Annotated in this window: 11 protein-coding genes; 5 read left to right on the top strand and 6 right to left on the bottom strand. The window is 72.0% G+C overall.

What is annotated here, in order from left to right; all coding sequences use genetic code 11:
* Positions 1-462: 462 nt before the first annotated feature.
* The 5 genes from ABD954_RS29480 to ABD954_RS29460 all read left to right on the top strand — a co-directional run bounded on the left by ABD954_RS29480 (position 463) and on the right by ABD954_RS29460 (position 6470).
* Entirely contained in the window at positions 463-1482 is a 1020-nt protein-coding gene (locus tag ABD954_RS29480; RefSeq protein WP_345490583.1) for a hypothetical protein, read from the top strand.
* 189 nt (positions 1483-1671) lie between these two features.
* The gene (locus ABD954_RS29475; RefSeq protein ID WP_345490581.1) at positions 1672-2061 is read left to right on the top strand and encodes a hypothetical protein; all 390 of its coding nucleotides are present in this window, start codon (positions 1672-1674) and stop codon (positions 2059-2061) included.
* Complete coding sequence (locus ABD954_RS29470) at positions 2058-3779, top strand: PrsW family glutamic-type intramembrane protease (protein ID WP_345490579.1); 1722 nt, start codon at positions 2058-2060, stop codon at positions 3777-3779. Before ABD954_RS29475 ends, ABD954_RS29470 begins: the two co-directional genes overlap by 4 nt.
* On the top strand, positions 3776-4249 hold the full coding sequence (locus ABD954_RS29465) for a hypothetical protein (RefSeq protein WP_345490577.1): 474 nt from the start codon (positions 3776-3778) through the stop codon (positions 4247-4249). Before ABD954_RS29470 ends, ABD954_RS29465 begins: the two co-directional genes overlap by 4 nt.
* Positions 4230-6470, top strand: coding sequence for a hypothetical protein (locus tag ABD954_RS29460; RefSeq protein ID WP_345490575.1), 2241 nt, complete (start codon positions 4230-4232; stop codon positions 6468-6470). The genes ABD954_RS29465 and ABD954_RS29460 overlap by 20 nt, the downstream gene beginning before the upstream one ends.
* A gap of 112 nt (positions 6471-6582) precedes the next feature.
* Here the strand turns inward: ABD954_RS29460 and ABD954_RS29455 are convergent, their stop codons facing one another.
* The 6 genes from ABD954_RS29455 to ABD954_RS29430 all read right to left on the bottom strand — a co-directional run bounded on the left by ABD954_RS29455 (position 6583) and on the right by ABD954_RS29430 (position 13626).
* Positions 6583-7293, bottom strand: coding sequence for an alpha/beta fold hydrolase (locus ABD954_RS29455; protein WP_345490573.1), 711 nt, complete (start codon positions 7291-7293; stop codon positions 6583-6585).
* 149 nt (positions 7294-7442) lie between these two features.
* On the bottom strand, positions 7443-8375 hold the full coding sequence (locus ABD954_RS29450; RefSeq protein ID WP_345490571.1) for a helix-turn-helix domain-containing protein: 933 nt from the start codon (positions 8373-8375) through the stop codon (positions 7443-7445).
* Positions 8376-8417: 42 nt separating this feature from the next.
* Positions 8418-8585, bottom strand: coding sequence for an alpha/beta fold hydrolase (locus tag ABD954_RS29445; RefSeq protein WP_345490569.1), 168 nt, complete (start codon positions 8583-8585; stop codon positions 8418-8420).
* 10 nt (positions 8586-8595) lie between these two features.
* Positions 8596-9270, bottom strand: a complete 675-nt coding sequence (locus ABD954_RS29440) for an alpha/beta fold hydrolase (RefSeq protein WP_345490568.1) — start codon at positions 9268-9270, stop codon at positions 8596-8598.
* Positions 9271-9407: 137 nt separating this feature from the next.
* Positions 9408-10655: a PucR family transcriptional regulator gene (locus ABD954_RS29435; RefSeq protein ID WP_345490566.1), complete on the bottom strand. Its 1248-nt coding sequence runs from the start codon at positions 10653-10655 to the stop codon at positions 9408-9410.
* Positions 10656-10791: 136 nt separating this feature from the next.
* On the bottom strand, positions 10792-13626 hold the full coding sequence (locus ABD954_RS29430; RefSeq protein WP_345490564.1) for a helix-turn-helix transcriptional regulator: 2835 nt from the start codon (positions 13624-13626) through the stop codon (positions 10792-10794).
* Between the last annotated feature and the right edge of the window lie 43 nt (positions 13627-13669).

Genomic DNA, 13669 nt, shown 5'->3' with positions numbered 1-13669 from the left:
CGTTCTACCGAGCAAACGCATTGATTCGGGGCTGTGACGGCCGGCCGGCGACTGTCACCCCAACCTCACGAACTTCGACGAGCACCGCTCGGTGGGGGTGACGGAGGGGCCCGGATACAGGGGGAGGGCGGCGTGCGCGTCATCGGCACCGAGCTGGTCACCAACCGTCGGCTGCGAGGCCAGGGACGGCGCGCACGGCCGCCCCGTCTTGCCGGCGCCCTCTCGGTCGTCGGCGCTCTCCTGTTGCTCTCCTGTTCGGGGCAGAGCCCGGACGGAAGCTCGGGCCCTCCGCCGGCATCATCCTTGAAGAAGGTCGGCGCGGCGGTCGAGCAGGCCAAAGTCCTGCACTGGTCAGGGTCGTGGTCATACGACGACTGGTTCCCGGAAAGGTCGGCTGCCCTCACGTCAACGCACGTCACCGCCGACCTGCGTGCTATGGGCAGCGGTGATGTGTTCGGCACCGTGAGCGCCGATGATCACAAGGCCCAGGTCGTGTCGGTCGCGGGCGCGGCGATGTTCGTCAAGGCCGATCGCGTGATGCTGCAGATGATGGGCGTCGAGGAGCCCCAGGCGCACGTCGGCCGTTGGACCGAGATCCGCCGGTCGGCTGGCACTCGCCAGGTGCTCGGGCTGGATCTGGACTGGTTGGCCCCTTCTCCGCTCGCCTCGGCCCTGGCGTCCGCAGCCAAGGCCACCGGCACCGGTGGGGCCGAGGGGGGCACCTCGTCGGTCTCGTCCTCCGCCGCGGAGCGATTCCCGCGGCCGGACGGGGTGCCCGCCGACGCGGCCCCTGTCGCCGTAGTCGGCAAGGGGAGCACCAAGTCAGGCACGTACTGGGTCACGGCGTCCGAACCGCACCGGCTGCTCGGCTACTCGGGGCTCGACGCCCTGCACGACAGCGACGGTCAGCCCGAGGAGTCCGAGTTCGACCCCGTGGCGAAGCTGTCGGTACGCACGGAGAACGCGGCCACCGCCCGCGGCACGTACGAGGCGATGCACACGGCCATCCGCTCCCTGCCGCCCGTCGTGCCGATCAGCGCCGAACCCGCCCCGAAAGAGGTCTCGGAGACCGTCGACGAAGTGTGCGGGGCGCTGTGCCACACCGTCACCGTGACCGTCAGCCTGACGAACCGCATGCCGTACGAGTCCGTCGCCGCCCGGTACGCACTCGCGCTGGAGGCCCTCCTGCACAAGGACGAGGACGGTTACCGCCTGGGCAATCCCCGCTCCGTGGACATCGGTTCCTGCACCGTGCGGCTGCCCACCGCCAGGCCCGGCACCACCGTACGGGCCGCCTGCACCATGGGCGGTCCCGCACTGCGGAAGGCGGTCCAGGTGGCCAGTGACCAGCACGGATTCGTGCAGATGACCCTGCAGACCGACGCGACCCGTGAGGTCACCGGCCTCACCGGGCCCAGCAACTCGACCGGCCTGTTGCAGAAGCTCGGCTCCCACGCCGACCACCTCCTGGGCGCGAGCTGACCCGGCTGACCCGACCGCACGACGCCGTACGCCTCGAGCCGAGAGCCGCGTACCGGCTCCCGCTCCTGATGCGGGCGGGAAAACCGCCCGCATGCCGCGCCATCCGAGGGAGGAACCGTGGCATCCGCTGCGCACGAAGACGACCCAGCCGGGCCGGGCGACAAGGGCCGGACAACGGCGAAGGTTCACATGGACCTGTTGGAGGAGGAGAGCAGGCACAAGGACGGGGACGTGGTGGAGCCGCGTGTCGGTGAACCGCGTCCGCAGACACGGTTCCTGGTGGTGGGCGCGGTGATCGGTGTGATCGCCCTGGGGACGTCCCTGGCCGTGCAGTTCTCGGGGTCCATCGACCCTGAGATGCCGAAGATCCCGGGGCTTCCCTCCCTCTCCCCGGGGCCCGGGGGCATTCCGACGGGGCTTCCCACCACGCCGGGCGATCCGCCCTCGCTGCCCACCGAGCTGCCCTCCTTCTCCTGGCCCGCCGATCCGCCCGCGGGCGGAGTGCCCACGGATGTCGAACTGCCCACGGACCTTGAGCTGCCCACGGATCTCCCCGGCCTGCCCGGTGATGTCTCGTGACGGAGCGACCCACCATCGGCACCCCCACACCCCCCTCCGACCTCCCCCGCCCCTCCCCTCCAGCGCCCGCGTCCACGCCCGCGTCCACCGTCGCGGCCGGCCGACGGCTCCTGCGGGACGACGAGGTCGCCCGGGGACGCGCCCTGCTCGTGGTCCGGCTGGTCATCGGGGCGTACCTGCTGGAGCTGCTGCTCAACCTGACCCGGCCGCACGTGCTGCCCGACGAGCCCTCGCTCACCATCTTCTGGCGGTTCCCGGGGATGCCGGAGGAGGGTGCGCTGGACTCGTTCGGCTCCCTCTTCGCGATCCCCCGGACCGCCTTCTGGGGTGTGCTCGCGGGCATCGTGGCGGGTATCGCGCTCCAGGCGGTCATCGTCCGGATGCCGTCCGAGGACCGCCGGGCCACCGTCCTGACCTGGGCGGCGCTGGCAGTGCTCCTGGGCCCCTTCGCGCTGTTCTCCCTGTTCGTCCTCGCGAAGTCCCCGCTGCTCGTCCTCGCCTGCGTCCCCACCAGCGCGTTCGCCCTGTGGCTCATCCACCGGGCGCAGCGGTTCGGCTGGCTGCCCCTGCCGATGCTGCTCACGGCGTTCGGCTGGGGCGCGCTGATCCAGTGGGGTGTGGGCCGCGCCTTCACCAACCTGGCGTACGGCACCGTCAACGGCTACATGTACGAGGGCACGGACCTCACCGGGTCCACCACCGATGGATCGGGCAACCAGGTCGACTTCACCTTCACCTTCGACCTCGGCTACCGGACGATCGACGTCACGCTGCTTCACCTGAGCACGGTCAACCAACTGGCCGCAGCCGCCGGCGTCGTCCTGCTGGTCCTGATGTTCCGGCACCGTGTCACCGACGTCGTGACGGGCCTCGTGCTCGGCGCGGCCGCCGGGCTCGGGTACAACTTCACGGAAAGCGTCATCGTCATCGAGCTGTGGTCGATCCTGAGCAGCCTCAACGGCGCGACCGGCGGCTTCGAGTACTGGATCCGCCAGTGCGCGTCCCTGTTCGGCAGCCAGGTCGTCTTCGGCGCACTCGTCGGTGCCGGGATCGGGCTCGCGGCCCAGACGCGGCGACGCGCACAGCGTGTCGGCCTGGTCACCGCGGGGCTGGTGGCGGCGATCGGCGGGGCCGTGGCCAACGAGGTCCTGTCGGCGTGGCTGTCCGGGCTGGTCCGCGACCGTGTCGGCATCGGCGGGACGCTCGACACCCTGGTGATCTCCCCGGCCATCTGGCTGGCGCCGCAGGTGCCGTTCCTCACGGTGTGCCTCCTGCTGCTGCGCTCCGGGAGCCGCGCCCGCGTCGCCGCCGCGCGTGGAGCGGTGACGGCCGAGGCCGCCGAGGCGGGCGTCGGCGGCGCCGTCACCGAACGCGAGGTGCCCTTCCTCCTGGACCCGGCCCTGCGGTTCTGGGCCCTGGTCAGCACGTGGCGACGGCACGGACCGGCCGCGGCACGGGCGTTGCGGCGCTTCCAGCGGGCCCAGTTGGAGGTGGCCGGCTGGCGCTGGCAACAGGAACGTGCCGCGGCGGCGGCCCTCGGTGCGCGGGAACAGCCACAGGCACGGGAAGAACGAGAGACGCAGGACGCTCGAGAAGCACAAGAGACTCAGGAAGCGCAGCGGGCTCAGGAAGCGCGGGAAGCCCGGGAAGAGGGAGAGGCGTTGCGGGCAAGGGCGATGCGGTTGCGTACGGACGTCGGTCGGCTGGTGGGGTCATGACGTCACGCACCGCTCTCACGGCGACGCGACGCACGGCCCGTGCGCTGTGCCTGCTGCTCGCGGCGCTGCTTGCGCCCCTTTCGGCCGCGCCCACCGCGTCCGCCTGCGACGTCAGCTACCGGTATGCGCCCTCGATCAGGTTCGACGGGTCCGGTTTCGGCGTCACGCCGTGCTCCAACGCCACGTCATTGGCGGCCACTTCACTCCTCGCCCTCGTCACGGCAGCGGCCCTGATCGCCGTCGGTGCCGCCCTCTTCCGCAAGGGCGAGGCCACCGCGAGGACCCTCGGCGACGAAACCGGACCGGAGCGGGTCCTGGAGGACTACCTGCGTGCCGCCCACGCCACCGGGGACGCGCCCACGGTCGGGAGAGGCCACGCTCCCACGGCCCGGGAAGGCCGCGTGCCGCACCCCCAGGAAGGCCACGACCCGCGGGCCGAGGGAGGCCGTGATGCGGATCCCCTCGCCTAGGCGGGCGGCGCACCGACGCCTGTGGCGGCGCCTCGTCACCCTGGTCGTCGCATCGGTCGCGAGTGTGTCGCTGGTGGCACCAGGCGCCCTGGCAAAGCCCTCGGTGCCCGGCTCCGATTCCGGCGACGTCCTTCTGATCGTCCCTCGGGGCAAGAGCCTGAACTCCCACCAGGAGAAGCAGGAAGCCGCCGAGAGGCTGCTCGCGACCCCGATGGGACGCGACCTGGCGCGGGCGAGGAAGAAGTTCGGAAAAAGATCCATTCCCGGGAACGTGTCGGTGGAGTACTTCGACCTGGGCTGGTTGAAGGATGACCCCCGGTTCTCCTGGCTCAACGTCGAGCGGTTCTACGACCGTCTGACGAGAGGACTCAATTCCCACTGGTCCCACTTCCGCATCGAGGGGAAGTACGAGATCGACGCGTTCGCTGTCCCGTACCGGGAGGAGAACGAGGACCTGTACGAGGAACTCGGGCTCGGCAGCCGGAGTCGCCTGATCAAAGCCAGGTCCTACAACGTGTACCAAGGGGCCCACTCCGAAGAGATCCCCATCCTGCGCTTCCAGTCCATCGCCGAGGCGGCGATCCGTCTGGAGCGCAAGAACCTCAGCGCCCGGCACGTGAAGGATCTGGCCCTCGCGATGGTGCACGGGTCCGGGGCGGGCCTCATCAGCGAGAACAGTCCCTGCATGAAGAGCTGCGACAAGAAGACCGACTTCTTCCCGGTCAGGAAGGCGATCTCCTACTACGGCTACGGGAAACCCACGTCGGATCTGTCCGTGGTCACCGCACGGGAGGTCATGAGCAAGGCCACGCCCGCGATCCAGAAGAGGGACGAGGCGCGCGGGAAGCAGGCGGAGCCGCAGATGCAGCGGACGATGAACCTCGCGCAGGGTGACTGCCCCACCGTCAGCGCCCCCCTCGTGCCCGGCCGGGCCGACGGCGAGGGGCAGCGGGACGGCCTCGTCCTGGCTGCGGCACCACTGGCCGCGCCCTGTGATCCGGAGGCTTCGTCCAGTGGTCTCGGCAAGGCGCTCACGTCCGCCGACTACGGCGGCGTCGACTTCTCCACGATGGAACTGCGCTACCTCTCCGACCGCCCCGACACCGAAGGAGTGCGGTACGCGTTCTCGGCCCGGTCGAATCCGGCAGGACAGCAGAGCCACCGGGACCCCGAATCCGGTTACAGCGCGCTGACCACCACGGCGGAGGATCTACGGACCTGGCTGGTCCTCGATCCGCAGGATTTCTGGGTCAACCTCAATCCCACGGAACCGGACCGCATCATCGATCCGGCCCTGGGGCGCACCAACGCGGGCCGCGCCATGCTGGAGGCAGATCTGCAGATGAAGCGCACGGAGGCGCAGATCCTGCACCCCGACTCGGAGACGGGGGCACGTTTCTGGCGGGAGTTCCGGTCCGCGGCGGACGGCTCGTCCTGCTTCTCCGGCCGCATGTGGATCGTCCCCGGAAAGGTCGAGGTCCGAGAGGACGGCGACGAGTTGTACGTCCTCGACGCACGACTCGACGTGAGGAGCGAGTCGGAGAACATCGACGACCCCCACGCACCGCCCTGCACGGCCGACGCGGCGACGGACGCCCACAACGAGGACCTGGAGCGGACACTGGTCCTGCCCGAAATCGTCAAGGCGGTCAACACCGCACCTGAGTACGCGCCCCTGCGCCGGGCCTTCCTGGCGCGCGTCGTCGCGCAGTGGGTGCGCGAGAGGCACCAGCAGGGGCACCGCACCTCGTTCGACGACCTCATCGACTCGAAAGACCTCGGCCCGGCCGCGATGAGCGGCGCCTGGCGGCCCCGACAGGTCTTCGACGACTACGTCGAGTCCTACCGGAAGAAGGAGTTCGACCTGACCCGCGAGACCCGCGACGGCGACACCACCCGCATCAACCGCTACGTCTACGGCGGTGCCGACTTCACTGACCTGGACCTGACGACTGTGGGGAAGGCGGAGGCGGAGCGACGCTTTCCGCAGCTGGCCCGGTCGGCACGGACCTCGGTCGGCAGTCCGGTCACCGCGGCCGACGGTTCCCTGTGGCTGGGCGGCGCGGCACACCTGCCGGACAAGGGCTTCTGGGAAGGCCTTGCGGACGAGGTCACCGGTCTGACCGGGGGGAACGGCACGACACTGGTGCTGATCCTCCTCGCCGGCGGCGCCCTCACCTTCGGCTTCCGCACCCGCGGCCGGCAGCGGCCCGCCGCGTGAGCACCCCGTCACGCCCCGTCGTCGACGAAAGGGCACGGGCGGCCGTCCCGGCTCCCGCGCCCGAGGCGGTCGCCGATGTCCTGCCGACGTGGCCGTCCCGCAGGCCGGTCGGTCAGCTCGTCGCCCGTACCGCGTCTTTGATCAGGTCGGCGACCCGGGTGGGCTCGGAGAGGGCGACGGCGTGGGAGGCGTCGGGGAGTTCGACGACGACGGCTCCGGCCCGTGCGGCGCCGAAGCGCTGGACCTCGGGGCTGATCGTGCGGTCCGCCCCGGCCACCAGGGCCCAGGACGGCTTGGTCCGCCACGCCGCCGCGGACGCGGTCTCGGTGAAGGCGGCCGCCGCGAGCGGGCGTTGAGCGGCCGCCAGGACGCCGGCGACGTCCTCGGGCACGTCCGCCGCGAACACGGAGGGAAAGGCCGCCTCCTCGATGGTGACCTCGACCCCGGAGTCGCCGTCGAGGAGGGGGTACGTCCACTCCTTCAGGCTGCCCGTCAGCGGGGACTCGGGGAATCCCCCTTGGAGCTGGCCGAGGCTCTCGCCCTCGTGGGGCACGTAGGCGGCCACGTAGACGAGCGCCACGACGTTCTCCGCGGTGCCGGCCACGGTGATCAGCGCACCGCCGTATGCGTGGCCGACGAGTACCGCCGGGGCGTCGACCTGCGCCAGGACGGAGGCGAGATAGGCGGCGTCCGACGTCAGGCCCCGCAGCGGGTTCGACGGAGCGATCACCGGGATACCGCTGCTCCGCAGTTCCGAGATGACGCCTATCCAGCCCGTCGCGTCGGTGAAGGCACCGTGCACGAGGACGACGGTGGGGTTCATGCGCGTTCTCTTCTCGGTGTCGGGCCACGTGGGGCGCGTCGTCACGACGGTCAGGTCGCGGCCCGGGATTCGGCGAGAGGTCCTTGCGACCGTTACTCACGGTAGGACCGTGGACGTGACGCCTCTTGCGCGTGCGCGCATCCGTGCTGTCACACGCGCGCACGCAGGTCTCGGCGCCGCCGCGCGGCCGGCGCGTCGGCGCTCGTCGCCGCGAAGGCCGATGTCGCCAGCGCCTGCCATTCGCTGGGGCTCATGCCGTAGGCCCCGCGGAACGTGCGGCTGAAGTGCGAGGGGCTGCTGAAGCCCCAGCGGTGTGCCACCGCGGCCATGGTGGTTCTCCGGTCGGAGCGGCCCAGCTCCAGCCGGCAGAACTCGAGCCTGCGCCGCCGCACCCACTGGCTCACCGTGCTGCCGTCGTTCTGGAAGAGCTTCTGCAGGTACCGGACGGAGATGTGGTGGGCGCGTGCGATCGACTCCGGCGAGAGGTCCGGGTCCATCAGATGTTCTTCGATGTAGCCGTGGACACGGGACAGCATCGCGTGGGCGGCCCCGGACGCGTCGTCGGCCCCGTCCGTCGTGTCCGCGTCGAGGAGCTCCATGACCAGGACGGAGAGGAGGTGTACGGCCGTCCGGGCGCGTCGGTCCCCGATCGTGGACCCGCGGGACTCCGCCGTGGCGGCCAGCCCGGTCAGGAAGTCGGACGCCAGCGCCCCGATGCCCTCCCCGCCGCGTACGGGGACGCCGAGCACCCGGTCGAGTTCCGCCTCCGAGACGCTCAGGTAACAGCGGGGCACCCGGAAGAAGATCATCTGGCAGTCCTCGCCGAAGCGCAGCAGGTGCCGTCGGGCCGGGTCGCAGAAGACCAGGTCGTTCGGCTCCAGCGAGGTCGTGGCCGACTCGTGGACGACGGTGACGGGCCCACGGACGTGGACGCCAAGGTAGACGTGGTTGCGGTCCTCGGTGTCCGGCATGTCGGAGAGCATCCGGACCAGCCACCCCGAGGAGGAGGGGGAGGCCGGGGCCGGAGCAGTCGCCTGCCGGGGCACCCGTTCGGGCGCACGTGGCATGAGGGTGAGGGGCATGGTGGTTCCTGACCGTGGTTTCGTGCGGACGGAGGGCGGGGTTCACACCCCTCGCGCCGGCTCCTCGGCCAGGAACTTCTCCACCACGGCGTTGAAGGCCGGCGGGTTCTCCAGGAAGGGGAAGTGCGAGCTCGCCACCTCGGAGGCGAAGACGTGCAGGCGTGCGCCGGGAATCCGCTCGGCGACGTAGCGCTGCGAATCGGGGTGCACATGGCTTCGCTCACAGCCGATCACCAGGGTCGGCACATCGATCCGGGGAAGCACGTCGCGCCAGTCCTGCGCGCAGTGGTCGAACAGCAGCGGTACGCCCGCATGGGGGGGGTGTCGACCGGATCTCCTCGGCGACGAAGGCCAGCACCTCGGGGTCGGGCTCGCCGGAGAACATGCCGCGCACGAAGTCGGCGCGGACCGTGTCGCCCTCCGGCCCCGCGAGGGACGCGCCCAGGTACAGCAGCCCCGACACGTCGAAGATGGCGCCGGAGTCCCGCTGTTCCCGCTCGGTCATCCAGGGCACGGCGGCGACCGCCGCGGGCTGGTCGACGGCGACGAAGCGCCGGATCCGTCCGGTCCCGTACTGGTCGACGAAGCTCCACCACACGGAGACGCCCATGGACCAACCCAGGGCGTCGAACCGTTCCAGGCCGAGGTGGTCGACGAGTTCGAGCACGTCGCGGGAGAGCCGGGCGATGCGGTAGCCGTGGTGCGGCTTGTCCGACCGACCGTGGCCGCGCAGGTCGACGGTGACGACCCGACGGGCCGGTGCGAGCCCCTCGATCTGGTGGCGGAACATCGCCTGCGTCTGCCCCCAGCCGTGCAGCATCACCAGGGGGACGCCGTCGCCGCCGGTGTCCTGGTACGCGAGCCGTGCGCCGTCCGTCGTGATCAGTTGCTCCATGACCTCTCCCCTGGTCAGAGGCGGTACGTCGGCCCCGCCCGTCCCGGACATCATCGAATGGGGCCCGTCGCCCGCACCACCGCGAGCTGTAGGAATCGGGCCGTGGGTCCTCCTCGCTTTGTCGAACCGGGTCGGGGTCAGACGGCCCTGCCGGCGCCCGCGTCGAGGAGTTCGCCGACCCTGAGGCCGAGGTGCAGGGCGAGCCGGTGGGCGCCGTCGTCGAGGTCGAGTCCGGTGATCTTCTGGATCTGGCGCAGGCGGTAGTACAGCGAGGTGCGGTGGATGCCCAGCGTCTCCGCGGTCTTGGGGATCGACCCCGCGTGTTCGAGGAAGCAGCGCAGGGTGTCCCGCAGGCGGTCACCGCCGTGGGCCTCGGCCAGGGTACGGAGGGGCTTCGGGACCAGCGACGCGTTCAGGGCGTGCTCGGGGAGCTGGAGCAGCACGGCGAGCTCGCCGAGGGATTCCCAGTCGCCGATGCCGTTCAGGGAGGGCAGTCGGCGTGCCGCGCGGGCGGCCACGAGCGCCTGCTCGTACGACGTCCACGCCTCGTGCAGGCCGGCGTGCCGGCCGCCGACGCCGATCACGGGGTCTGCCGAGGAGTCCAGGAAGGTGCGGAGTTCGTCGAGGATGTGGGCGGACTGGGCGGCGACCTCGTCCGGGTGCGGTGGCCGGTCGCGGAGCTGGAGCAGTGACGCCCGCTCCTTGCCGATCGCGATGAGTCCCTGGGCGGAGCGCGTCTGCCGGTACCCCTCCAGCGCCGCCCACAGGGCGGCCTCGGACTGGCGTACGAGCTCCGTCCCGCTGTTCAGCTGGACGACGGTGACCAGGACGTGCTCCGCCGCGCCGAGCAACCCCAGCTCCCTGCCGCGCCGATGCGCGGTGGTGCGTGCGGCGGCGTCGGCGCCGACGAGTGCGAGGGCCAGGTCCCGCTCGTCGGACTTCCGGGTGTCGGCGGCGATCCGCTCCCCGTACATCTGGGCCGCCATGGCGTGCGCGGCCCGGGTGATGGCGGTCGTCTCCCGCTCTTCCAGCGTCTTCTCGGGGACGACCACCACGAGCAGTCCGAGGAGGTGCCCGCGTTCGCGCAGCGGCACGATGTACCGGGGCAGCAGTCCGAGATCGTCGCGGCCGTCGATGAAGCCGGGCCTCGACCACTGGGTCACGCCCTGGTCGAGGACGTAGCGGATGGCGGCGTTGTCGGCGCGGCCCTGCAGCAGGGTGGCGATGCGCACCGGGTCCTCGTCGCCGAAGTGGCGGCTCGTGCAGACCATGCGGACCAGCGGGTCGTCGACGGCGACGGACCGGCCGAGCCGCTCCGCGAGCTCGTCGACGAGTGCCTGGAGCTCGGGGCTGCCGGGGCGGGCTCGCTGGAGCCTTCCGGTCATGCGTTGTTCCTCTCTCGATCACTTGTCCCCGCGGGCTTCTCCCTTCCGCGGTTCTTGATCAGTCTGAGGAAACGACGACGTCGGCACATCGCATGAATCGTCCATTGCCACGGCACCCACGCGGGATACGAAGCGGTTACTCTCCGCTGTCACGATGCTTCACCAGCCGGGTCAGCTCCGCGCGCGAGGTGACGTCCAGCTTGGTGAAGGCCCGGCGCAGGTGCGAACCCACCGTGTGCGGCGAGAGGGAGAGCTGCTCGGCCACCTGCCGATTGGTCAGCCCCCGGGCCACGAGCCGTACCACCCGTGTCTCCGCGGCCGTCAGCTCGGCCCATTCGCCGTCCCGTCCGGCCGGCGAGGGCCGCTTGCGGAACCCGCCGGCCCGCAGGCGCCGGCGCACCCGTGCGGCGTCCCGTTCGGCGCCCGCCCTCGCGTAGAGCGCGAGGGCCTTCTCGAAGTACGGCACCGCTTCGGGCTTGCGGGTGGCCGCCGACTTGCGTCCGGCGTCCTCCAGTGCGGAGGCCCGGGCCAGGACCCGGGGGCAGTCCTCGTACAGCCGGACGGCGCGCACGAGAGGGGCGAGGTCGTTGTCGAGGAGCCCCCGGGCGTGGGCGGCGGTGGCGGCGAGGAACGGCAGGCCGGGATTGAGCACGGCCCGCTTCTCGGCCATCGCGACCGTCTGCACGGCCCGTTCGTGCCGGCCCGCGCGCAGTGCCATGCGGACGAGCACGGGGGCGTCGGCCGGGTCGATGAGGCCGGCGTAGGCGGGCCGGTCCGCGGCGGGCGACGTCATCACCGCGTCGAGTTCGGCCATGGCGCGGTCGGGCCGGCCTTCGTGGTCGGCCATCAGTGCCAGCATCCAGGCGCCGAAGTGCCGGACGACGAGTGCGTCGTCGCCGCGCATGCGCCTCGCCTCCGCCGCGTACGCCTCCGCGGTCCGCCGGTCGCCGGTATGGAGGGCGACGCGCAGCATCACGTACCGGACCGTGACGTCGGCGAGGTTGCCCGGGCCGGGTTCGCCGGCCGCCGGGGACGCGGCTTCGGCGTCGGCCCGGGCGTCCGACAGCCGTCCGGTCTCGAGGAGGACGCGGGTGCGGGTCATGAGCCACATGCGGGTGGCGGCCGTCCGGCCCTGCTGCCTGGTGGTCCGGATGCCCTCCTCCGCGACGGCGAGCGCCTCGGCGGTGCGTCCGGTGGTGTTGGACAGGAGGGCGTGCCACAGGGCTTCCGGGACCCACTGCGAGGTGCTGACGCCCAGGGCGTCGGCCAGCGCGGCGGACCGCTCGGCCTGCCGGAACGCCTCGGCCAGGTCCATGCGGTGGAAGCTCACGGCCGAGCGGACCGTCGTCAGGGTGGCCTCGGCGGCACGGTCCCCCGCTGCCCGGGCGGTCTCCCACGCCTGCGCGGCGACCTGCTCGGCCGCCGCGTGTTCGCCCGACATCGACAGGCCGACGGCGAGCATGGCGAGCAGTCGCCCCCTGGCGGTCGGGGAGATCCCGGGCAGCGCCGCCCCGGCGCGGGCCTGCCGGACCGCCTCGGAGAAGTCGGACTGTACGGCGAGGCGTGCCAGGGCCAGGCGGATGAACGCCTCGTCCTCGGGTCCGAGACCGCCGGCCGCCAGGGCGGCGGTTCCCAGTTCACGCGCCTGGGCGGCCCGGCCCGTCTGCCAGAGCAGCGGGATCGTCTCGGCCACCACCCGCGGCCGCTCCGGAGCGTGCGCCGCGATGAGTTCGAGGGCCTCGATGCTGCGTTCCGCGGCGGCTGCGGGGGCGGTACCGGCGAGTTCCGCCGCTTCGGCGCGCAGCCGGTCGGCCTCCGCCGCGTCTCCCGGGGCCGCTCCCCCTGCCCCCGTCGCGTCCGCCTGCGTCCTCCCCGGCGGCAGCCCGGCGGCATGCCGGCGCAGGGCCTGCCGCAGGGGCAGAGGGAGGCCGGCGTCCACGGCCTCGCGGACCAGGTCGTGGCGGAAGGCGAGGAGATCGCCGCTCTCGGCGAGCAGGTCGGCGTCGAGGGACTCCCGTACGGCTGTGATGAGCGCCGCCGAGGACCTGCCGAGCAGTTCGGCGAGCAGCGCGACGGTGACCGTGCCGCCCACGGCGGCGGCCGTCTGCACCAGCTCCCGTGCCTCGTCGGACAGCTGGTCGAGGCGGCGCGCGACGGAGGGGAGTGGCCGTGGGGCGGGAGGTCCGGCCGGCAGCCCGGCCGTTCCGTTCTCGATCGTCACCGCCTCCTCGCGCAGCGAGCCGAGCAGCTCGACCAGCAGCTGGGGGACCCCCTCGGCGCGGCGGGCGAGGCGGAGGACGTCCGGGTCGGGAGGGGCGCCGAGGACGTCCTCGGTGATCCGGGCGACCGCACGGTCCTCCAGCGCTTCCAGGACGAGTTCGCGTGCGCCCGCCTGACGGATCCGGTCCAGGGTGGTGCGTACTCCCGACGGCACGCTGCCGCCGCGCACGGCGACCAGCCACAGGATGGGGTGCGAGGAGAGTCCCGCCGCGAGGGTGTGGAAGGTGAGGAGGGTCAGGTCGTCGCACCACTGGAGGTCGTCGAGGACGACGAGCAGGGGTCCGTTGCGGGCCGCTTCCCGCAGGCGGTCCCCCAGCTCCTGAAGCAGCCAGAACCGCTGGCCGGGTGTCGTGGCGAGGTCCCGGAGGCGTCGGGCGCCGGGCAGCGGTTCCTCGCCGGAGAGTACGCCTTCCAGGAGCGGCCCGAGCGGTACGAACTGTTCGTCGGGGTCCGCCGCTCCCTCGAACACCCGCGTCCCGCGCCGCCTCGCGGCCGCCGCGGCCTCGGCGAGGATCCTGGACCTGCCGATTCCGGCGGGGCCCTCCACACGGACGATCCCGCCTTCGCCCCGGCCGAGCGCGTCGAGCCGCTCCTCGATGAACGCCAGCTCGGCGTCCCTGCCTCGGAGGGGTGTCCGTACGCCGTCGGGCTCCTCGGGCACGGTCCTCGTCGTCACTCGGTTCACGCTCATACGGCGGAACAGTATGAACCATGTGCACCACCCCGGTGTCGCC

This window comes from Streptomyces roseoviridis, from assembly GCF_039535235.1.
GTDB classification, from domain to species: domain Bacteria; phylum Actinomycetota; class Actinomycetes; order Streptomycetales; family Streptomycetaceae; genus Streptomyces; species Streptomyces roseoviridis.
The sequence above is the reverse complement of the archived record's forward strand: the minus strand, read 5'-3'. Positions and strand labels throughout refer to the sequence as shown.